This is a genomic window from Geobacillus zalihae, from assembly GCF_030414215.1.
In the GTDB taxonomy this organism is placed as follows: Bacteria; Bacillota; Bacilli; order Bacillales; family Anoxybacillaceae; genus Geobacillus; species Geobacillus zalihae.
This window is the reverse complement of record NZ_CP129217.1, coordinates 2,165,875-2,186,927: the sequence shown is the minus strand read 5'-3', so window position 1 is coordinate 2,186,927 and position 21,053 is coordinate 2,165,875. Positions and strand designations below refer to the sequence as shown.

General features: G+C 54.4%; 19 protein-coding genes and 2 tRNA genes. 15 read left to right on the top strand and 6 right to left on the bottom strand.

Going from position 1 to position 21,053, the window contains the following annotated elements:
• Positions 1–85: 85 nt before the first annotated feature.
• Both QWV57_RS10920 and QWV57_RS10915 read left to right on the top strand, forming a co-directional pair.
• Positions 86–162, top strand: a tRNA-Arg gene (locus QWV57_RS10920).
• A gap of 833 nt (positions 163–995) precedes the next feature.
• The gene (locus tag QWV57_RS10915) at positions 996–3,809 is read left to right on the top strand and encodes a tetratricopeptide repeat protein (protein ID WP_301099910.1); all 2,814 of its coding nucleotides are present in this window, start codon (positions 996–998) and stop codon (positions 3,807–3,809) included.
• A gap of 103 nt (positions 3,810–3,912) precedes the next feature.
• Here the strand turns inward: QWV57_RS10915 and QWV57_RS10910 are convergent, their stop codons facing one another.
• The gene (locus tag QWV57_RS10910; RefSeq protein WP_013144957.1) at positions 3,913–5,154 is read right to left on the bottom strand and encodes an aminopeptidase; all 1,242 of its coding nucleotides are present in this window, start codon (positions 5,152–5,154) and stop codon (positions 3,913–3,915) included.
• A 349-nt stretch (positions 5,155–5,503) separates the two neighbouring features.
• On the opposite strand from QWV57_RS10910, the gene QWV57_RS10905 reads away from it, so the two are divergent.
• A complete protein-coding gene (locus tag QWV57_RS10905) occupies positions 5,504–6,940 on the top strand; it encodes a sodium/proline symporter (RefSeq protein WP_129447207.1) in 1,437 nt (478 codons plus the stop codon).
• A 56-nt stretch (positions 6,941–6,996) separates the two neighbouring features.
• On the opposite strand, the gene hpaB is transcribed toward QWV57_RS10905, so the two are convergent.
• Both hpaB and QWV57_RS10895 read right to left on the bottom strand, forming a co-directional pair.
• Complete coding sequence (hpaB, locus tag QWV57_RS10900; protein WP_033005087.1) at positions 6,997–8,442, bottom strand: 4-hydroxyphenylacetate 3-monooxygenase, oxygenase component; 1,446 nt, start codon at positions 8,440–8,442, stop codon at positions 6,997–6,999.
• Between the two features lie 72 nt (positions 8,443–8,514).
• Positions 8,515–9,015, bottom strand: coding sequence for a diguanylate cyclase (locus tag QWV57_RS10895; RefSeq protein ID WP_015375232.1), 501 nt, complete (start codon positions 9,013–9,015; stop codon positions 8,515–8,517).
• A gap of 181 nt (positions 9,016–9,196) precedes the next feature.
• Here QWV57_RS10895 and QWV57_RS10890 point away from each other — a divergent pair, with 181 nt between their 5' ends.
• The 8 genes from QWV57_RS10890 to QWV57_RS10855 all read left to right on the top strand — a co-directional run bounded on the left by QWV57_RS10890 (position 9,197) and on the right by QWV57_RS10855 (position 15,882).
• Positions 9,197–9,712 (top strand): DoxX family protein, encoded by a 516-nt coding sequence (locus QWV57_RS10890; RefSeq protein WP_015375231.1) that lies wholly within the window; start codon positions 9,197–9,199, stop codon positions 9,710–9,712.
• 253 nt (positions 9,713–9,965) lie between these two features.
• Positions 9,966–11,621 (top strand): class I adenylate-forming enzyme family protein, encoded by a 1,656-nt coding sequence (locus QWV57_RS10885; RefSeq protein WP_129447208.1) that lies wholly within the window; start codon positions 9,966–9,968, stop codon positions 11,619–11,621.
• Positions 11,622–11,682: 61 nt separating this feature from the next.
• Positions 11,683–13,230, top strand: coding sequence for an acyl-CoA carboxylase subunit beta (locus QWV57_RS10880; RefSeq protein ID WP_015375229.1), 1,548 nt, complete (start codon positions 11,683–11,685; stop codon positions 13,228–13,230).
• Positions 13,231–13,561: 331 nt separating this feature from the next.
• The gene (locus QWV57_RS10875) at positions 13,562–13,846 is read left to right on the top strand and encodes an autorepressor SdpR family transcription factor (RefSeq protein WP_015375228.1); all 285 of its coding nucleotides are present in this window, start codon (positions 13,562–13,564) and stop codon (positions 13,844–13,846) included.
• Positions 13,833–14,480, top strand: coding sequence for an SdpI family protein (locus QWV57_RS10870; RefSeq protein WP_015375227.1), 648 nt, complete (start codon positions 13,833–13,835; stop codon positions 14,478–14,480). The genes QWV57_RS10875 and QWV57_RS10870 overlap by 14 nt, the downstream gene beginning before the upstream one ends.
• A 24-nt stretch (positions 14,481–14,504) precedes the next feature.
• The gene (locus QWV57_RS10865) at positions 14,505–15,287 is read left to right on the top strand and encodes a YhfC family intramembrane metalloprotease (RefSeq protein ID WP_015375226.1); all 783 of its coding nucleotides are present in this window, start codon (positions 14,505–14,507) and stop codon (positions 15,285–15,287) included.
• Positions 15,284–15,652 carry a VOC family protein gene (locus tag QWV57_RS10860; protein WP_015375225.1) on the top strand — a complete coding sequence of 123 codons (369 nt, stop codon included), beginning with the start codon at positions 15,284–15,286 and terminating at the stop codon, positions 15,650–15,652. Before QWV57_RS10865 ends, QWV57_RS10860 begins: the two co-directional genes overlap by 4 nt.
• A 92-nt stretch (positions 15,653–15,744) precedes the next feature.
• Positions 15,745–15,882 (top strand): hypothetical protein, encoded by a 138-nt coding sequence (locus QWV57_RS10855; protein WP_015375224.1) that lies wholly within the window; start codon positions 15,745–15,747, stop codon positions 15,880–15,882.
• A 46-nt stretch (positions 15,883–15,928) separates the two neighbouring features.
• On the opposite strand, the gene QWV57_RS10850 is transcribed toward QWV57_RS10855, so the two are convergent.
• Positions 15,929–16,111, bottom strand: a complete 183-nt coding sequence (locus QWV57_RS10850; protein WP_011231614.1) for a small acid-soluble spore protein H — start codon at positions 16,109–16,111, stop codon at positions 15,929–15,931.
• Positions 16,112–16,318: 207 nt separating this feature from the next.
• Between QWV57_RS10850 and bioF the strand changes: the two genes are divergently transcribed.
• Entirely contained in the window at positions 16,319–17,491 is a 1,173-nt protein-coding gene (gene bioF, locus QWV57_RS10845) for an 8-amino-7-oxononanoate synthase (protein WP_301099905.1), read from the top strand.
• Positions 17,492–17,571: 80 nt separating this feature from the next.
• On the opposite strand, the gene QWV57_RS10840 is transcribed toward bioF, so the two are convergent.
• Positions 17,572–17,645: transfer RNA gene (locus QWV57_RS10840), tRNA-Pro, on the bottom strand.
• A gap of 367 nt (positions 17,646–18,012) precedes the next feature.
• Complete coding sequence (locus QWV57_RS10835) at positions 18,013–18,474, bottom strand: Uma2 family endonuclease (protein WP_301099904.1); 462 nt, start codon at positions 18,472–18,474, stop codon at positions 18,013–18,015.
• A gap of 135 nt (positions 18,475–18,609) precedes the next feature.
• Between QWV57_RS10835 and QWV57_RS10830 the strand changes: the two genes are divergently transcribed.
• From QWV57_RS10830 to QWV57_RS10820, 3 genes are all read left to right on the top strand, one after another.
• Positions 18,610–19,185 (top strand): Uma2 family endonuclease, encoded by a 576-nt coding sequence (locus QWV57_RS10830; protein ID WP_060788203.1) that lies wholly within the window; start codon positions 18,610–18,612, stop codon positions 19,183–19,185.
• A gap of 174 nt (positions 19,186–19,359) precedes the next feature.
• Positions 19,360–20,286: a glutaminase A gene (gene glsA, locus QWV57_RS10825; RefSeq protein ID WP_041470525.1), complete on the top strand. Its 927-nt coding sequence runs from the start codon at positions 19,360–19,362 to the stop codon at positions 20,284–20,286.
• 13 nt (positions 20,287–20,299) lie between these two features.
• Positions 20,300–20,704: a hypothetical protein gene (locus tag QWV57_RS10820; RefSeq protein WP_015375219.1), complete on the top strand. Its 405-nt coding sequence runs from the start codon at positions 20,300–20,302 to the stop codon at positions 20,702–20,704.
• Positions 20,705–21,053: the final 349 nt, after the last annotated feature.

Here is a 21,053-nt window from a genome sequence, read left to right as displayed (position 1 = left end):
GCGAGTTGCCCCGACGCATCGGGCTTCTTCGAATCGGCTTGTAGAGGAAGGGGCAGCGGAATAATGAGAGTGTCATGATTGCTATGTCCCAGTAGCTCAGTAGGATAGAGCAGCGGCCTTCTAAGCCGTCGGTCGGGAGTTCGAGTCTCTCCTGGGACGCCATTTCCATACGAAAAGAACGCGCAAAAGGCGCTGGAACGAAGTTCTCCGATCGCCAGGGAAGAAGATTGATTCCATGTGCGAGAGGGGAATTTTTTATTTGGTTATAAGAGCCGACAGTGGGAATATTGGCGTGTTCTGTCGATGATGTCCCAGCAGCTCAGTAGGATAGAGCAACGAGCAAAGGCTTCTATGAAACAGCTGCGAGTTGCCCCGACGCATCGGGCTTCTTCGAATCGGCTTGTAGAGGAAGGGGCAGCGGAATAATGAGAGTGTCATGATTGGTATGTCCCAGCAGCTCAGCAGGATAGAGCAACGAGCAAAGTCATCTTCGAAATGGCTCCGAGTTGCCCCGACGCATCCATCTTCTTCGAGTAAGCTTGTAGAGGAAGGGGCATCGGCCCTAAGCCGTCGGTCGGGAGTTCGAGTCTCTCCTGGGACGCCATTTACATACGGAAGGAACGCACGAAGTAGCGTGAAAAAAAGTCTCCTATTGCGAGCGCCGGATCAGAGGGCGCTGTGATAGGAGACTTTCGTTTTTTGATTAAACATATACGGCGAAATCGCACGGAAATCAATCTCCTATCGCGGTTTAGCTGAATTGTGATGGGAGATTTTTTTCTTCCGTACGCAATAGAACCTCTATTTGTCTGGGCCGGGCTTGCCGACCTTTCTCTCTTTTGGCATCGCACGCTTACTGCGATCGCAGAAGCATTTTCTCGTTAATGGAACAGCTGTGTTTTGTCTCGCAAATGAAAACAAATTGAAACGTTCCTTTCGGCGAAAGTTTGTTAAAATGTATAGGATAGAAATAAAATTCGAAAACGTGCCATACAATGAACATGCATGGCAAATATACGAGTCAGGTGATCGACATGGGGTTTGAACAGCAACTTGTTCATAAAACATTTTACGAGACGCTCGTCGAGGCGGGGGAACGCGACGTTGTCAGCGCGCTTGGCGATATGTTTTTCACGGCGCATCGGGATGGCGCGGATTTGTCGTCGATTCGCTTTGCCCAAGGGGAAGTGTATTTCCACCGCCGCGACTATGAAGCGGCCATTTTTAAATGGGAACAAGTCCATCACGACGATTTGCGCCCGTGGGCGCAAAAAAATATCGCCGACAGCTACTATGAGCTTGGACGGCTCGAGCTGGCCGAGGAGCTGTACCGTTCGATTGAGACGGAAAGCGAAACGTTGCATGCGGAAATCATTTTGCGCCTGTTTTCGCTCTACCGTGAGTTGGGGGAAAACGCGAAAGCGGATGATATGATTAAGCGCGGCGTGACGTTGTATCCGGATTATCCGAACATGACCGAATGGGCGCGCGCCTTTTTCGAGGAGCAAGGTGATTGGGAAAGCGCCCTCGAGCTTGCTTTAGGAGAGGCGGTGCGGACGTCGGCGCGCCGCTGGGCGGACATCTTGACCGGTTATGTGGAACAAGGACATGCGAGAGTGATGGCGCCTGCGCGGTTTTCACGCTGCCTGGCGCTGTTGTACGAAACGGATCGGGTGAAGTTTGAACGGCTTGTGCAGGCGCTATGGAACGGTTATCGGGATGGTGACCTCTATTTTTCGTGGCTCGCAGAGTGGAACCGCCTCTATGATGAGTTGTCGATCGGCCGCGACTACGACTGGAAGCGAATTCCCGGCCTTTTAGGGGAAGCCTATGCAGGATTGATGAAAGGGCCGTACCGATTGAAAGAGTTGGTGGAAGTGGTGCCACCGCTTGTCAAAAGCTGGGTGAGTTTAGCCGACGGTCCGGAGACAGCGGTGGCCGCGGCTGCCTTGTTGGCGTGGAGCGAGAAATTTCCTGAGGCGTTTGAAGAAGAGATGGTCAACGACGCCGCTAAGCGGCTCGTCCATGCGAAACGGCAAGCTGGGGAAGCGGGTGTGTCGCTATTTGAAGAAATTGCCGATTGGGCGGAAGAGCAGCGGGCGGGCTCGCATTTCCGCTTCCGCTGGTTCGTGCGGCAACTGTCCGATTCGCGGACGCATTTCGTTTTGGTCGCTGGGGCGTCGCGCCATGAGCGGCTGGCGTTTTTGCGGACGTTGGTCGGCGAGGCAGCGTTGGCGGCGCCATCTGCGCCGGTGCTGGCGTGGAGAAACGGCGGGGAGATGGAAGTGGCGAAAATCAGCGACGACCAGTTTACCGTTTTTTCGAGCATTGACGAATTTCAACAGGCAACGGGCGGCCGCGGAAGCCGATTCTCCGATGACGCTGTCATTGAATGCACGGCGCCGTTTTCACTCGTGCCGCAAGGGATTGTCTTGTTGGATATCGGCCCGCTCGGTGGACGCGCTTCATCCGACCATGAAGCGCTTGTGTCGTTTTCGCTTGCTGACAGCATTCTTTTTCTTCTCAACGGTGAGGATCCGTTTTCCAGCGCCGATGAACAGTTGATGCTGCAGCTTCGCGAGCGGGCGCCGTCTGCGCCGATGTGCGTTTTGCTTCCTCCGGGCGATGGGATGGTGGATGAAGAGGAGACGGCGAGAATCGTTGAGGAAGTGGAAGCGCACGTTCGTACGATCGTTCCGGAAGCCAATGTCATGGTCTATTCGCCGCATGCGCCAAGCCGCAAGCAACAGCAAGCCCTCGTCGGCTGGCTTGAGGAGATGCGCCGATGCGTGTCCCCTGTCCGCCGCGAGGAAGCGATTTTAACGACGATCCGCCAGTTCATCGCTCATTTGTTCCGGCAGCGAGCCGAGGCGGAAAGTCGACTGGAGGAGCTGGTCGTATGGAAAAAAGAAATGGCGGCCAAACTGAGCGGCGCCATTCATCAGCTTGGCGACCTGCAAGAGGAGAAAACGGCCAAAACGGCAAAGTCGTTCCACACCGTCTTGGCGGAAATGCGGGGCGAGCTGTTGACGGCGATTCCCGATCTGTTGCGCAGCATGGCGGATCTTGTGAGCGAAGAAAGCGATTTTTCCCGCTTGCATCTTGAATTGAACGACAAAGCGAACGAACGGCTTCGCGCTTACCTTGATGAAGAGGCGCTGCCAAAGCTGCGCCGCGCCATGGAACAGTGGATTGCAGCGACGGAAGACGAATTCAACGAATGCCAGGTGTTTTTGCATGAAATGGGCGAAGGGTTTAACGCCATGTTCGGCCAGGAACGGCTCAAGCTCGAATGCGATTTTCGCATTCTCGCCGATTGGCGGCGCGATACGGATCGGTTGATCAACGGGGTGCAAGTGGGCAAGGTGAACGTTTTCTTGCGGAGAACGCCAAGCCAGCTGCTGTTGAAAGGGGCGGGCAAACTGCTCGGCGCCTTTGCGCAAAACAAGGCGATGCTGGCGCAAAAGTATAAGCAGTTGATCCAGACGCAAGATTACGCTGAGGCGGTGGAGGCGATCATCCAGCAGTTGCTGCTGCCGTTTGAATGGTTTGCCAAATCGCTTGAGCGTGATGTCACTCAATTTTTCCATGCGCCATTGACGGCGCTCGATGAAACGTTGAAACGGCTGGAGCTGGAGATCGCTGCCCAGGAAGGCGAGCTCAAACATATGCGCAAAAACCCTGAGGCGTACCGCGACCCGCTCGTGCTCTTTGGCATTCGTTTGCGGCAATGCGAGCAGCTGGCGCAGGCGGCATCTGCCGCTGTGCAATTGCTGCAGGACGAAAACAAACCAATCAGTTCGGTCTAATGGTTCCGTGCAAAACCGTGCTTGAACGGAATAAGGCTGCGCCAACGGTCGGGTCTGGCCGCTCGTTTGGCGCAGCCTTATTGTTTAGAGCTGGTGAAACCGATTACGCCAGTTCGAATGCCCAGTTGCCGCTGCGGAAAATCGGCTCGCGCTTCCCGTCTTTCGTCACGCCGTCAATGTTCAGATCAGCTGAGCCGATCATAAAGTCGACGTGGACGAGGCTGTCGTTGACGCCGCGGCGGTCGAGTTCGTCTTTGGACAATGAAGCGCCGCTCTTGATATTGGTCGGATACGCCTTGCCGAGCGCCAAATGGCAAGCGGCGTTTTCATCAAACAGCGTGTTGTAAAAAATGAGATTGGACAGCGACACCGGCGATTGGTGCGGCACGAGGGCGACTTCCCCGAGGCGGCGCGCGCCGTCATCGGTGTCAAGCAAGTGCTTAAGCGTCTCATATCCTTGTTCGGCGCTGAAGTCGACGACTTGACCGTCTTTGAACGTGAGCGTAAACCCATCGATCACGTTGCCGTTGTAATTGAGCGGCTTCGTGTTGCGCACCGTGCCGTTGACGCCGTCTTTATGCGGCATGGTAAACACTTCTTCGGTCGGGATGTTGGGATTGAAGCGCACGCCGCTTTGACTCGTCGCCGCGCCGCCGTGCCAGACGTGCCCGTCGACGAGCTCGACTGTGAGATTGGTGCCGGGCGCTTCGTAAACGAGTTGTTTGTATTGCTTGTTGTTTAAGTAATCGACGATGCGGGCGAGCCGGTCGTTATGTTCGCGCCAGGCAGCGATCGGATCGTCATGATCGATGCGGGTGATGCGGAAAATCGCTTCCCATAATTTGTCGATGGCTTCTTCATCGCGCAGATCGCCAAATACTTTTTGCGCCCACGCCGGTGTGGGGACGGAAATGAGCGACCAGCAGTTCCGGTCGGCCATAATGGCGCTCCGATAGTTGGCGAGCGCTTGCGCCGCTGTTTTATTGGCGGTCGCGATCCGCTTTGGATCGACGTCTTTTAACAAGTCCGGATTCGGGGCGTAAATGGATAAAAAGGCAGCGCCTTGTTCGGCGAGTTCTTCCATCGCTCTTGCCCGCCACATCGGATATTCGGAAAACGCTTCCTCTGGGGCGTGGTGAAATTTAATGTATGTAAGCGCCTCGTCGTTCCACTCGACATACACATGCTTTGCCCCGGTTTCGTACGCCGTTTTGGCGATTTTGCGGACGAGCGGCGCCGCCTCGAGCGGGGCGTTGACGAACAGCGTCTGCCCGGGCTGAATGTTCACCCCGACTTTCACCGCCAGTTCGGCGTATTTGTCCAATTCCTTCTCCCAACGGTTCATCTTCCTCACTCCTTTTTTGGACTGACTCATCTCCACTTTATTATAATTCCCACCGCCTCGCAACTTAGGGAGCTTTACATGTGGATGCTGTCCGGACGAGAGCGAAACGTTCCGATGTAGGACGCGCCTCATATTGGAATAATAGGATGGGTTGACACATATGTAAAGAGTAAAGAAGGTTCCATGGTGAAGACCACCAACTGTCGTTGTCACCGGCACTATCGTCGCAGCCTGATGATAGTGCCATTTTTATGAAAAGGGGGTGGGATGGCGGAGCAAAAAGAGAGGGACGGACTGACAGATCAGGTGTGCGCCTGTGCAAAACCATACCAAACAGGGAGGAACAGCGATGAATGGCATCATCTTGGCGGAACTCGTGCTGTATTGTCTTGTGATGGCGGCGCTTGGCTATTGGTATGGGAAAAAGGAGATGAGCCATTCCGACTTTTTGCTTGGTGGAAAAAAACTTCCCGGTTGGGCGCTCGCGTTTTCCGAGCGGGCGACAGGCGAATCGGCATGGCTGCTGCTTGGCTACACCGGATTCGTGTTTGCGAGCGGCCTTTCTGCCATTTGGGTGGCTGTCGGTATTGTCATCGGCATTGTGTGCGCCTGGCTCTTTTTAGCCGATCGTTTCCGCCAAGAGGCGGAGCGGTACGGAGCGCTGACCTTGCCGGGCTATTTGGCCAAGCGGTTCGGCGCTCACGGGCGGACGATTTTGTGGCTTTCGACGGTCCTTATTTTCAGTTTTATGATGTTTTACTTCAGCGCGCAAATTGCGGGAGCGGGCAAGACGCTGTTTGCGGTGTTTCATATCGACCCGAAGCTTGGGATGGTCATCAGTGTGGCGATTGTCATCATTTTGTCGTACACCGGTGGATTTGTCAGCGTCGTCTGGACGGATATGATTCAAAGTGTGCTCATGTTGGCCACGCTCGTCATTTTGCCCATTGTGGCGCTCGTGGAAATTTATAGCGGCGGGTTGTCGATCAGTGAAGCGCTCCATCACGCGAAACCGGGCCTCGACTCATGGACGGGGGGAGTGACCGGTGTTGCGCTTGGGCTATTGTTGTTTAACAATTTCGCCTGGTTTTTCGGCTACCTTGGCGGCCAGCCGCAACTAAGCGTCCGCTTCATGGCGTTAAAAGACGCCCGCGAAGCGAAAACGGCGAAGACGGTCGCCATCATCTGGACGCTGTTGGCGTATGGCGGCGCCTTTTTGATTGGTCTGGCGGCGGTCGCGCTTTATCAAAATCAATCTTTCGCCGATGTTGAAACGGTGTTGCCGCACATGGCGCTCGATTTATTGCCGCCGTGGCTCGCGGGAGTGCTTTTGTCGGGTATTTTGGCCGCCATCGTGACAACGGCCGATTCGCAGCTGCTGGTGATCACGAGCTCCATCAGCGAAGATATTGTCCGCCGCTCGCTGCGCCTCCGCCTGTCGGAAAGGCAGCTTGTCGCGCTTTCCCGCGCGGTGGTGGTCATCGCCGGGCTGCTTGGCTTGGTGCTGGCGATGACATCTGAGTCGCTTGTGTATTTCATTGTCAGTTGGGCATGGGCAGGGATCGGCTGCACGTTGTCGCCGGCGATTTTGCTCTCTTTCTTCTGGAAGCGGTATTCCGGCGTCGGCGTCATCGCAACGATTGTGGCCGGTTTTGTCAGCACGGTCATTTGGATTTCTTCTCCGCTTGAGGCCATCGTTAGCTCGCGGTTTACGACATTTGCCATTGCGCTGGCGGCCGGGGTGCTGTTTAGCCTGTTGTTCCCTGACCGGCAACGGACGAAGTAGCCTGCCACGCGGCTGATACGGATGCCTCCCCCGCGCGTCAGGGGGAGGCATCGCCGTCATGGCTGTTCGCTGTCCAAAAACTGACGCACGATCTCGGCGCATGCCTCTCGGTCGTACCGGTGGTAGAACGTCGTTGCAAACCGAGCCGGATCGCCGAAGAAAAACCGCTCATACAGCGTTTGCCGCGTCCCGAAGGCGCTCATCGCCATATCCCAGGCGAAGCGGAACAGCCGCACCCGTTGTTCGGCGGGAAGCGTCGCCGCTTGCAAGTACCGATCCAAATCTGGACGGAGCGGGGAAGAAAAGTCCGCTTCCGTCGGCAGGCAGACAAGCCCGCTGGCGCCAAGCAGCTGAATGATGTCGGCAAAGCGTGGATACAGGCGCTGGTATAAAAAGGCAGCAGCGTAAAGCGGGGCGGCGTCCGGCACCATTGTGCCGCGCCGGTCTGGTTTGGCATGGAGTTCCGAGGCAAGGAGCATTCCCCTGAGCGCCTCCAAAGCAGCGGCGATTTCTCCGATTTTTTCCTGCACATGCTGGTACCCGCCGATTTGGATCGCCTCGCTAAGCAGTTCCACCGCCCCAAGGAAAAACTCGGTTTTGACAATGCGCCGCGCCAACACTTGATGCAGCAGCATAATGGACAGGTGGGTTTCCTCATCCAGTTCTTTGGCAAGCCAGGCGTTTTTGTAGAAAAATACCCGGTCCCAGGGCACAAGCACTTCATCGAATACGACCATGGCATCGATTTCATCAAAGCGCGAGCCAAGAGGGGCGTCAAACGACGAAGTTCCTGCAGCCAACGGCGGCCGGCAAACGAACTTCAGCCCCGGCGTATTGCTCGGGATGGAAAAGGCGTACATGTATTCATCGCCAAGAAGCGTCCCGCCGGCCGGCAAAACGAGCAGTTCATCGGTCATGCCGCCTTGGGTGGCGAGCAGGCGGGCGCCTTTGATGAGGAGTCCGTCCGCTGTTTCACGGACGACTTTGGCGGCGATCGGCCCGCCGTCTTCTTCCATATAGCCGAGGGAGCGGTTCACTTGCGGATTGACGAACGTATGGGTAAAGGACAAGTCATTGGCGACCGCCCGCTCATATAGACGCTCGATATGCTCGGCATAGGACGGGTGCTGCTGTCCAAAAAAGTCAGCCGCAGAGGCAAGTGCCATCACCGCGGTATTCATGTAATCAGGAGAGCGCCCCATCATCCCGGCGGTCAGGCGTGCCCATTCCTGAAACGCCAAGCGCCGGTGTTCGAGATCTTCTTTTGTCATCGGCCGCAAAAACGATGCGCCGGCCAGTTCCCCCGTTGATGTGTGGAATGTCAGCACCGGCTGCTTCGTTGGGTCGTGCTGGGCATCGTATAGACGCGCCTGGCTTCGGATCGCGCCGGCGAAGGCCGGGTGCTCCGACAACTTTCCCACGACCCGCTCGCCGTTGATCCATACATTGGACCGAAGATGGTCAATGCGCTCGATATATTGGGTTCCGTTAATAATGGCCATAGTTTCCATCCCCTTTTTCCGTAAAAGCCGTTTATGACCATTGTATGCGCGCCTAGGAAAAAGGGGAGGGATTCATTCACGGACGAAACAGGCTACTTCCGTCCGGTTGCGCCCGTTTTGCTTGGCCCGATAAAGCGCCTGATCGGCAAGGGAAAGAAGGGACTCCGCGCCTTCATTTGGCTGTGGGACGGCGACGGCGGCTCCGACGCTGACCGTAACAACACAAGCAGCAGGGGAGGAATCGTGCGGAATGGCGAGCCGTTCGACGTTTGCCCGCACCGCCTCAGCGGCAGCCGCTGCTTCGGACGGCGAAGTGTGCGGCAAAATGACGGCAAATTCCTCACCCCCATAGCGCGCTGCCGTCCCGCCGTATTGCTTGGCTGTTTGTTCAAGCGACAAGGCGACTTTGCGCAAACAGTCGTCCCCGCATTGATGGCCGTACGTGTCGTTGAACCGTTTGAACGCATCGATGTCGACCATCATGACGGCAAACGGCGCTTTCTGCCGCTTTGTGCGTTCCCACTCGCTGGCGAGGCGCTCATCGAATGAACGGCGGTTGGCGATGCCGGTCAATCCGTTTTCCTATGGATAAAGACCTAATGCTTAATATTGTGAATGGATCTCGTAGTCATAATTCCACCATAACTTTTTGAATATATTGTGAAATGGTGAGCAAATATGCTCCGCCAGACGAAAAAAACGATTAAGATAAAAGTGTAAAGAACATTTTCTAAAACGAAAGGGGAGAAATACGATGGTTGTCAAATGGTTGCGCGAGCACGTCACAGCGTCGTGGTTGATGATGGTGTTCCGGTTGTATTTAGGGTATGAGTGGGTAATGGCGGGATGGGGGAAAATCACGCAAGGGTTTGACGCCACCGGATTTTTAAAAGGAGCGTTGGCGAAAGCCGCTGGGGAACATCCGGCCGTGCAAAGCTGGTGGGCGGCGTTTATCGAACACGTGGCGTTGCCGAATGTCGGATTGTTCAACGTTCTTGTGCCATGGGGTGAATTTCTCGTCGGGATCGCGCTCATTCTCGGATTGTTTACGACGTTTGCCGCCCTCATGGGAGCTGTGATGAACTTCGCCTTCATGTTCTCAGGCACGACGAGCACGAACCCGCAAATGGTGCTTCTTACCGTCTTTCTCCTCGTCGCCGGGGCCAATGCGGGACGCTGCGGTTTGGACCGTTGGGTGTTGCCATATCTCCGCCATTGGTGGATAAATAAAACGCATCGTCCACACCGTCCGGCTACGGCGCATCAATGACCGCCATCAAGCCGCGTAAGCTGCGCCGGGCTTTCCTCCTTTTCCGAACGGCCGCTCCTTCTCCAACGTGGAAGGGGGTGGTCGTTTGCCGCGTCGGATAAAATGATTGGCTGTTCGAGAAAGGAATTTGGCGAATGACGGCGAAATGATATGCATATGGATGAAGCAGGAGACATGAACAAGTATTTGAAAGCGTTTTCTGCAAGGTAACATACTAACCGTTCAGTATTTTTTATAAGGGATGGTGAAACGAATGAATGAAACACGCCCATACTGGCCGAGCGGGCTGCCGAAGGAACTCCGCTATGAGCTCGGCGAACAGCCGCTCTATGGCTATTTGCGCCATCGCGGCGAACGCGAGGAAAACGAGCCGGCGTACATTTTCTATAACAAGGTGATCACGTGGGGAACCTTGCTCGATCACGTTCACCGTTTTGCCCGCTATTTGCGGGAAAAAGGGGTGGGGAAAGGAAGCTATGTCGCTTTGTACATGCAAAACTGCCCGCAATACATCATCGCTCACTTTGCCGTTCAGCAGCTCGGCGGCATTGTCGTCCCGCTCAACCCGATGTACCGCGAATCCGAGCTCGCCTATTTTTTCGCTGAAGTGCCGCTTGCCGGCATCATCGCCGGAGAGGAAGGAGTGCCGCGCGTTCGACAAGCGGAACAACAAACAGCGCCGTTGTCGTTTACCGTATCGTGCCATTACGGCGAGTACCCTGATCCATCTGGAGAGATCCCACTTTGCGAGGAGGTGCTGCAACCGAAGCAGGCGTGTGAAGGCGTGGATGAGTTCGCCGCCATCATCGCCGCTTATTTGCCGTTTGATGAAGCCGCCCCTATTGACTTATGGAACGATGTCGGGCTGATCATTTTTACCTCAGGGACGACCGGACGGCCGAAAGGAGCGATGCTGACATACGGCAACGCGCTGTTTAAGACGGCTACATCCGCGCAGGCGAACCGGCTGACGGAAAAAGCGGAAGTGCTGATGGCCCATTCGCCGCTTTGCCATATTGCCGGGATGGTGATGGGGTTGAATACCCCGGTGTATACCGGCCACCCGTGCGTGCTGTTCACCCGCTTTGACCCGTTGGCGACGATCAAGGCCATCGAAACGTACAAGGTGACCGCCTGGTACAGCATCGCGCCGATGAACGCTGCTATATTGCAAGTGCTGCCTACGACTTCGGCTGATGTGTCAAGTTTAAAGCGCAATTTGGCCACCAGCTTCGGTCTGCCGGTGACGAAAGACCTTGCCGAGCGGTGGGCGGAAGCGACCGGCGGCTGCCTGTTGTACGAAGCCGCCTACGGGTTGAGCGAGACGCATACGTGCGACACGTTTATGCCGGATGACCGTGTGAAATTTGGATCGTGCGGCATCCCGACATATGAGACGGACATTCGCATCATCGACCCGGAAACGAAACGGGAGCTTGGGCCTGGGCAGTCGGGGGAAATTGTCGTCAAAAATCCAGGTGTCTTTAAAGGCTACTTCCGGCGCGATGACGCGACGAACGAGACGCTGAAAGACGGGTGGGTGTACACGGGCGATATCGGGTATGTTGATGAAGACGGCTATTTGTATTTCCAAGGGCGGTTGAAAGAAATGATCAAAGTGTCCGGCTACAGCGTCTTTCCGGAAGACGTCGAGGCGCTGTTGAACGAACATCCGGCCGTCAAGCAATGTGCGGTCATCGGCGTGCCTGACCCGATGAAAGGGGAAGTGCCGAAAGCGTTTGTCGTGCTTCATGATTCGCGCAAAGGAAAGGTGGCGCCGTCTGAGTTGATCGAATGGGCGAAAGCGCATATGGCGGCGTTCAAGTATCCGCGTTATATCGAATTCATCGATGAATTGCCGGCGACGCCGTCAGGCAAAGTATTGCGAAAGCTGCTTCCAAGAGAATAAATATAGCGGCGGAGTTTGGCGCGGGCCGCCCCGCCTTTTCCGAAAAAAAGGGGGGATCACGGTGGACAATTTGCGGCAATTAACAGACGAACTGATGGCGAAAAAAGCGCGCGCCGTGTTGGGCGGCGGCGAAGAGAAAATCGCCAGGCAACATGAAAAAGGGCTGCTGACGGCCAGGGAGCGGATCAGCTTGCTTGTGGATGCAGGAACTTTTATCGAGTTCGGACAGCTGAACACATCCGATCAGCCCGGCTTGGAAGAAACGACGTACGGGGATGGACTTGTCGCCGGCATCGGCAAAGTGGACGGCCGCCCGGCGGTCATCATCGCCGGGGATAAGACGGTGCTCGCGGGAACGGAGGGGAGCGTTCATTTGCGCAAGTCGCGGCAAATGCATGCGCTGGCCGTAAGAAACGGCTTGCCGATGTTTTTTCTCCATGAAGGCGGCGGGTTGCGCATGCCGGATGGGATGGGCTCGGACGGGATCAGCGACAAATTGTTTCCTCGCGAGCTGCTCACCCACCACCGGCAAGTGCCGACGATGGCGGCAATTTTGGGGGACAGCTACGGCGGGCCGACATGGACGGCGGTCAGCTGCGACTTTGTCACGCAGCTGAAGGGGACGTGCATGGCGATCGCTGGACCGCGCATGCTTGAGTTGGCCAACGGGCAGCGCGTCGCGCCGGAAGAGCTCGGCGGCGTCGACATCCACCATCAATACACCGGACAGATTGACGCCGATGGCAAGACAGAGGCAGAATGCATTGGGCAACTAAAAAGGTTTTTTTCGTACATGCCGCAAAACGCGAACGAGCGGCCGCCGCTGCGGAAGACGGACGATGATCCATACCGGATGGTGGAGGAAGTGTTTTCGATTTTGCCGGACAGACGAAGCCGCGTCTATGATATGCGGCGAATCATCGCCTGTCTTGTCGATGACGGCGATTATTTTGAGTATCAGAAATCATTCGGCAAAGCGCTGATCGCCGCTTTGGCGCATCTAAACGGCCATGTCGTCGGCATCATCGCCAATCAGCCGAGCCAATATGCGGGGGCGCCCGGGCCGCAGGAATGTCAAAAGGCGACGGAATTCATTTGCTTGTGCGACTCATACCATATTCCGCTCATCTTTTTGCATGACACACCGGGGTTTCGCATCAGTGTCGAGGCGGAAAAAGCGAAAATGGCGACGAAAATCATGGTGTGGAATCAGGCGCTGGCGCTATCCACTGTCCCGAAAATCTCCGTTGTCATCCGCAAAAGCATCGGCGCGGCGTACGGCAATATGTGCGGGCCGGGGATGGGAGCGGATGTTGTTGTCGCTTGGCCGAGCGCGGAAATCAATTTCACCGGTCCGGAAGTCGGCGTCAACGTCGTATACGGCCGCGAACTTGAACGCGCCGACCACCCGCACGAGCGGCGTCAGGAGCTGCTCAAGCAGTGGTCGTTTGACAGCTCGCCGTATGGAGCGGCGCGCAAACATTTGATCGATGACGTCATCCATCCAGCAAAGACGCGGAAATTCCTTTGCCAGACACTTGAATATTTGCTGACATCGAAGCGCGAAAAAAGCGAGCGGCTGCTCGCCGCTTGGCCGACGGGGGTTTAATGGAAGTTAATGGGGAATCCCCCTCCGCCAGTGGCGGAGGGGGTGGCGCTGGGCTGTTTCTCTTTCATCGAGGGGCAGCGGTCGGATGCCGCATGTGAGAGGTGAAAAGTCGAAAAATACATTGACAATCCAATGGAAATGGAATATTCTTTAATTAGAAAGATGTCTAAATATCGAATGTTTTTGTCCGTATTTAGATAATTTCCTAAATGTCTAACTATAGACCGGCATGAAAAATCGTTTGCATGTGCCGCGTACGAAGCTGTGATAAACGAAAGATGCCCCTCAGCGGTTCATCCAACGAAAACTCGTTTGCAGGGTGGGATCGCCATTGTCATTCAACGAAGCGTTTAAAGCGATCGCCGACCCGACGCGCCGGAAAATTTTATCCTTGTTGCGGAACGGGGAGTTGACAGCAGGGGAGATCGCTTCGCATTTTGATATGCAAAAACCGAGCGTCTCGCATCACTTGAAAATTCTCAAACAGGCTGATTTGGTGCAAGACCGGCGTGAGGGACAGCATATCTACTACTCTCTGAACACGACGGTGTTTCAAGATTTGCTGCGCTGGTTTTACGATTTTGTCGAAAGGGGAGAGAAACATGTGGAAGAGTAATCGGCTTGCGATCATGCTTACAGTTTTCGCCTATGTCATCAGTCTGGCTGCCATTCCTTATTTGCCGGATCAAGTGGCCATTCACTGGAACGCAGCGGGTGAAGCCGACGGCTTCAGCAACAAATGGTTGGGTGCCTTCCTTCCCCCCTTATTGATGACACTTCTCATCATGTTGATGGGAGTGTTGCCGAAGTTTGACCCGAAAAAAGAAAGTTACGGCCGTTTTCAAAAAAGCTATCGCATTGTCAACGCGGCGCTCGCCTTCTTTTTCTTGCTCCTGCATATCGCAACATTGGCGTACAATCTCGGAGTTCCGGTCGATGTTGGACGGCTTGTGCCGATTGGTGTCGGAGTGCTGTTCATCGTGTTGGGAAACTACATGCCGAAAATCAAACCGAATTATTTTATCGGCATCCGCACGCCGTGGACGTTGGAAAGCGAGGCCGTTTGGAACAAAACGCACCGCCTTGGCGGCAAGGTGTTTATCGCGATGGGGATTTTGTCGATGCTCACCGCGTTTTGGCGCGGAGAGATGAGGGCTGTTTTGTTTCTCGTCATCATCGTTGTCGGCAATTTGTATCTCATCGTTCAATCGTTTCTTTATGAGCAGCAAGAACAGCGCAACCGTTCATAAATAAGCGGCAGGGGGGAGAGGGACGTGGGAATGATCGGTGCGGCGGTGCAGCTTGCCATTTCACTGCTTGTTCCTGTTGGTCTCGCATGGTACGGGAGAAAAAAAGGATGGCTTTCATGGAAAGCGCTCGGCGTCGGGGCTGTTGTGTTTCTCGTTTTCTCACAAGTATTGGAAAAAGCGCTGCACATCGCTGTGCTCGAACCGGGCCGGCCAGCGTTAAAAGGAACAGACAGCGTTTGGCTCTTTGTCCTGTACGCCGCGCTCGCCGCTGGCGTGTTTGAAGAACTTGGCCGCTATGTCGGGTTCCGTTGGCTGCTAAAGCAACATCGCGGATATGGCGATGGTTTATCATTCGGGCTTGGGCACGGCGGGACGGAAGCGGTATTGCTCGGGGCGGTTGGCGCGGTCAATGTCATCGTGCTTGCGAGCTTGATTCAATCCGGATCATTCGACAAAACGATCGCCCCATCGCTTCCGGCAGGACAGGCGGAGCTGATCAAGGAGCAAGTGTTGCACACGCCGTTTGCGATGTACGTGTTAGGCGGCTTGGAACGGCTGTTTGCGCTTACAGTGCACGTGGCGCTGTCGCTCCTCGTTTTGTTTGGGGTGCGGGAGAAGCAATTCCGCTATGTCCTGTACGCCATTTTGATCCATGCGGCGATGGACGTGATGCCGGCGCTTTACCAAGCGAAAGTGGTCACGAACGTTTGGGCGGTCGAAGCGGTGCTGCTTGTTTGGGTGCTCGCCGCTGTTTCGTTCATCCGCCGCATACAACCGGCATTCGAACAGGGAGGGGAAAACCGATGATTCGTGTCAAACGGCTTGACCATGTGCAAATTTGCATTCCGTTTGGCGCCGAAGACGAAGCGCGCGCCTTTTACACCGGTGTGCTTGGTTTTCAAGAAATCGAAAAGCCGGCATCGCTGAAAGGAAACGGTGGGCTTTGGTACAAAGTCGGCGATATCGAGCTCCATATCGGGGCGGAACAACGCGACGGCTACAACAGCAAAAGCCACCCCGCTTTCGAAGTGGAAGATGTGGAAGCGGCGCGCCGTTATTTGGAAGAGCACGGCGTCGCGACGCAAGACGAAAAACCGATCCCAGGAGTGAAGCGCTTTTCATTTCGCGATCCGTTCCGCAATCGGATCGAGCTGTTGGAAAAAATCAGGTGAAACCGTGCTTGAGGCGAGAAGGGCCGCTTTCCCCTTCGCTATCGTAAACCCGTCTCATTTGGGGCATGCTAGGGATGAAGGAGGGGAGGGCGATGAAACGGAAACCGGACAACCAACGCGCCGGGCATCCGGCCCGCGCCGCCGACACACGGACGGCAGGCCGGACAGCGATGAAGGAACAAACGGTGCAAGAGGCCTACAAAGAGCGGGAAGAGCTGACGGCCGATTAAATCAAAAAGCGGGAGAAAGGACGCGTCCTTTCTCTCGCTTTTTTCGTTACGAATGCTCCTCTAAGCTTGCGACCGGCACGCTTTGCTTTTGATTTGGGTTGTCAAGCGGGTGGATCGTTGCTACGCCTTTTTGTTGGTCAACATGCTCAATGTAAATGCGCTGGCCGTTGTACGTGACGTTTGCCATCACCGGCGACGACGCGATTTCTTGCGCCCGACGGACGTCCATTTCCACCACCTCCTTTTTGCCGATAACACGCATAGTATGACATGTCTGCGATTGAACTATGCATGCGGTCGAGGGTGGAAAAGAATAATTTCCAAAACAATGTGCTAAATAATCAATTAACAAAACCGATCATCTTTTCCTAGCCGAGTTGCGGGTTTTAATGTAAACTATTTTTTATAAACAGTTTACATATAAGGAGGGATAGGGATGAAAACCGAACTGACCGTCAAACTGCACGAATGGGAACAAAAAGCGCAAAAACGCCAGCTGCGCCGGGCAGAGGCTTCAGGCGCTACGGTCATCCTGAACGGAAAGCCGATGTTGAATTTAGCGTCCAATAATTATTTAGGGTTGGCGGATGATAGGCGGCTCATCGAAGCGGGCTGCGAAGCGATGCGGGCCTACGGAGCCGGAGCGGGCGCGTCGCGGCTCGTCGTCGGCAATCATCCGCTCTATGAGCGGGCGGAAGCCGCGTTGAAACAGTGGAAAAAAGCAGAGGCGGCTCTTATTTTCAACAGCGGCTACACGGCCAACATCGGCGTGTTGACAGCTTTAATTGGCCGAGATGATCTTGTCTTTAGCGATAAGTTGAACCATGCGAGTTTAATTGATGGCATCCGCTTGAGCAAAGCCGCCTGTTTCCGCTATCGACATAATGACATCGATCAGCTGGAATCATTGTTGAAGCAATCTCCGCCCGCGAAGCGGAAATGGATCGTCACCGATGCCGTCTTCAGCATGGACGGCGATATGGCGCCACTCGAGGAGCTGGTTGAGTTGAAGCGGCGTTACCGTGCCGTTTTGCTCGTTGACGAAGCGCACAGCGGCGGCGTGTTCGGACCGAACGGTGAAGGGCTGCTTCACCATTTCGGGCTTGAGAAGGAAGAGGATGTGATCGCCATCGGCACCTTCAGCAAAGCGCTTGGCAGCTTTGGCGCGTATGTAACAGGAGAGCCGTGGCTGGTCGACTATTTGATCAACAGCGCCCGCAGCTTCATTTTTACGACCGCCTTGCCGCCGGCGGTTCTCGCCGCCAATGAAGCGGCTATTCATATCGTTCAATCCGAGCCAAAGCGGCGCGAGCGGCTGCACGCCCTAAGCGAAAGATTCCGCACCAAGCTGAAGCGGCTTGGGTTTGCCATAGGCAGCAGCGAGACGCCGATCGTTCCGGTGATCGTCGGTCCGAACGACCGGGCCGTGGCCATGAGCGAGCAGCTGCAAGAAGCTGGCATCGCGGCCGTCGCCATCCGGCCGCCGACCGTCCCTGAGGGAACGGCGCGCATTCGCTTTTCCATCACCGCCGCGATGACGGAAGAAGACATTGATATGGCGGTTGACCGTATCGCTTGGGCAGGAAGGCAGATTGGATTGATTTCATAGGGAAAAACGGCGTCACGAGGAGGAAACGCGTGAGAGAACAAAAAAACCAGCCGGACGTTTTTTCGGCTGGTTTCCTTCGATCGGGATGACAGGATTTGAACCTGCGACCCCACGCACCCCATGCGTGTGCTCTACCAAGCTGAGCTACATCCCGAAATGGATGGTGAGACATCTTCAATTATACAAGAAAAGCAGGACAAAATCAATGGCGAATTTTGCGTTGAGTTGGAAAAGGATGCCGTTGAAAGACTAGTGGCATCCTTGTTGCTGACAAGTCTGTTTTTTTCTGTTTTCATGCTCCTTTGAACGTATCTTCCTCTGTCTGTCCGCCCCTGCTTTTGCGACAGAGAATTCGCCATTGATTATACGACAAAGCATGCAAGATGTCCCGCTAAAGAACTCGTGATGGGAAACGAGTTGTTCAGCAGAGACTCTTTTTAAGTTGAGAAACTTTGCAAAATCGACTCGCCTTCCGCCACAAAAACCGCCGATAGGCCAAAAAGAATGGTTTTCCCCGTCTTCTACACGCCTTGGAAAACGAGCGCAGTGTCCATCGTTCCGATCACAGAATCGAACGTTTCTCCGCAGGCGATGATCGTCTCGGCGTATCGATCATGTTCGAGTGTGCACTGACGGATCGTTTTGTTGTATGGGTCGGCGATCCAGTATTCTTCCACTCCGTAGGCGCAGTACAAATCTTTTTTCAGTGTCACATCGATTTTGTAGGTTGACGGGCTGACCACCTCGATGACGATGAGCGGCCGCCCCTTATAGCCGCCGATGATTTTTTCCGGCCGTTCGCAATAGACAGCGACATCCGGCTGGATAAACTCGTTCATCACGTTTCCGTTCTTCTCGAGTTTCACGGACAAGTTGGAAATCGGTTGACATGGGCTTTTTCCTTTGATCACGGAAACAAGATTGTCGCAAACGATTTGATGTTCCCATGACGGGGATGTGGACATGTTGATGGCTTCTTGCACGCTCCTCACCTCTTTTTCATTATACTTGAAACGGTTCTCCTTTGTCTGCAACGGGTTGTGGAGAAAAAGAAAACGCTAGGTTGCCAGGTGGTATTCAAGTATACTAAAAAGAAAAGAGGAAAGGAGGCCGTTTTCATGCGAGCGCCGGGAAAAGGGCAGCCGTTCACTTATGCGCAATATATGTTGCTCGACGAAGATGTACGCTATGAGGTCATTGACGGCCAAGTCTTCAACATGTCCCGCGCTCCGACGCCGAAACATCAGGCCGTGCAACGTGAATTGTTGGTGGAATTTGCGACATATTTGCGGGGGAAAACATGCACCGTATTTGGTGCTCCGATCGACGTTTGTTTGGCGGATCGGGATGATCCGGAACAAATTCGCGAATGGGTTGAGCCAGATCTTGTCGTTGTCTGCGACAAAAGCAAAATTCGCGAAAAACGAATTGTCGGCGTGCCGGATCTCGTTGTGGAGATTATTTCAAAATCGACGGTGCGCAAGGACAAAATTGTCAAATTTCACCGTTATGAGCGGGCAGGGGTGAAAGAATATTGGATTGCCGATCCGATGAATGAGACGATTGATGTCTATGTGCTCGAAGAAGGAAGATTCCGCCATCAAGGGATGTATGTCCGCGATGATACGATTCCTGTCCGTCTGTTTCCCGGATTTGCGATCGAATTAAAAAACGTATTTGCCGAAGAAGAATAAGAAAAACGGCTGCTGTTCAAACAGCAGGTTCAGGCCGCCGACTGGAGGAGAGCGGGGCGGTTTTTGCCGGCGGTCCGCTTGGCGAGGGCAAAGCGCCCCCCCTGTCTGAAATCGCCGCTGTTTGCATCGTTTGGGCATAGAAACGGAAAAAACAGGCGATACTAACGATCGGTGATGCCTGTGTACAGTCAAGAACAATTGGTCCGCTTTGTCGAAGAAGCGAAACAGTACGCCCGCTATGGAAAAGTAGCCGATTACATTCCCGCCTTGGGCAAGGCCGATCCAAATGAACTGTCAGTTGCCGTTTACACCCCGGACGGCAAGGTGGCAAGCGCCGGGGATGTGACGGTGAAAGTGACGCTGCAAAGCATTTCCAAAATTCTTGCCCTGGCCCTTGTGTTGATGGATCACGGAGAAGATGAAGTGTTCCATAAAGTCGGCATGGAGCCGACGGATTATCCGTTTCATTCCATTGCCAAATTAGAGGAAAAGCCTGCCAAGCCGCTGAATCCGATGATTAATGCCGGCGCGCTTGTCGTCACGTCGATGATTCAAGGCGGCTCGGTGTCCGAACGGCTGGAACGGCTGTTGGCGTTTGTTCGCCGATTGGCGGGCAACGAACAGATCGCGTATTCGGAGGAAGTGGCCCGCTCCGAATTTGAAACCGCGTTTTTGAACCGTTCGCTTTGCTATTTTCTCAAGCAGCATCGTATCATTGACGAAGATGTCGAAGAGCTGATGGATTTGTACACGAAGCAGTGCGCCATTGAAATGACGTGCATCGACCTGGCGCGCATCGGCTTGGTGTTCGCGCTTGACGGGCGCGACCCGCATTCGGGCGAGCCGATCATGCCGCTTGATGTCGCCCGCATTTGCAAAACATTTATGGTCACGTGCGGCATGTACAACGCATCCGGCGAATTTGCCATCAAAGTCGGCATCCCGGCGAAAAGCGGCGTTTCAGGCGGCATTCTCGCTGCCGTCCCGGGCCGGTGCGGCATCGGTATTTTCGGCCCGGCTCTCGATGATAAAGGGAACAGCGTGACCGGGGTGAAACTGCTCGAGCGGCTGTCAAAAACGTATTCATTAAGCATTTTCTAAGGAGGAAATCACGATGAAAACATTTACGGTCCAGTTTCACCGCGAAGACGACGTCGAAGCGATGAACGTCGGCAAGTTGAGCCAAGAGGATTTTGACAAGGCGACCGAAGGCGGGACGCGGCATTTGTTTGACCTTGACACCAATATCGGCTATTTCGTCTTTTTCGACGCTGAGGACAACGAAGGCAACGTATCGTATTTAATGCTTCAATATGAAGAAGACAACGAAGACCCGAGCGCGTGCTACAGCTTTGAGCTGAAAGACTTTTACGAATTTATGGCGCTGTATTTGAACGACCTTGAATTCGCCGACGAAGAAGAAATGACGGAAGACGGCGAAGAGGAATACGGACCGATCCACCACCTGGCGCATTTGCTTTATCATATCGTCGAGGAAGGGAAGACGGTGGAGGTGTGAAGGAACATCCCAAGCGAGTTTGCTTGGGGTTCTTTGTTTATAAAGCAAAAAAAGCATTTAGGGACTTGACGAACGATTTTTCGGCAATGTAAGATGATTTTGTAATCGATTACATAACCAAGGTGCAAAAAGAAGCTGGCAAAGCGGGCAGGGTGACCGACGGCCTAGACAGGTTGCTTTGGTTGAACAGGGAAGCATGGGAACACTGCATTCAGCTTCGAGAGGAAAGAAAAAAGCGGACATGAGGGTGTTCATCGTTTTGTATGTAATCGATTACAAAGAATGTGTATAGACAAGCAGTGGGGGATGCCAAGTCAAACGTCAATGGATGTCATGTCCAGGAGGTGAT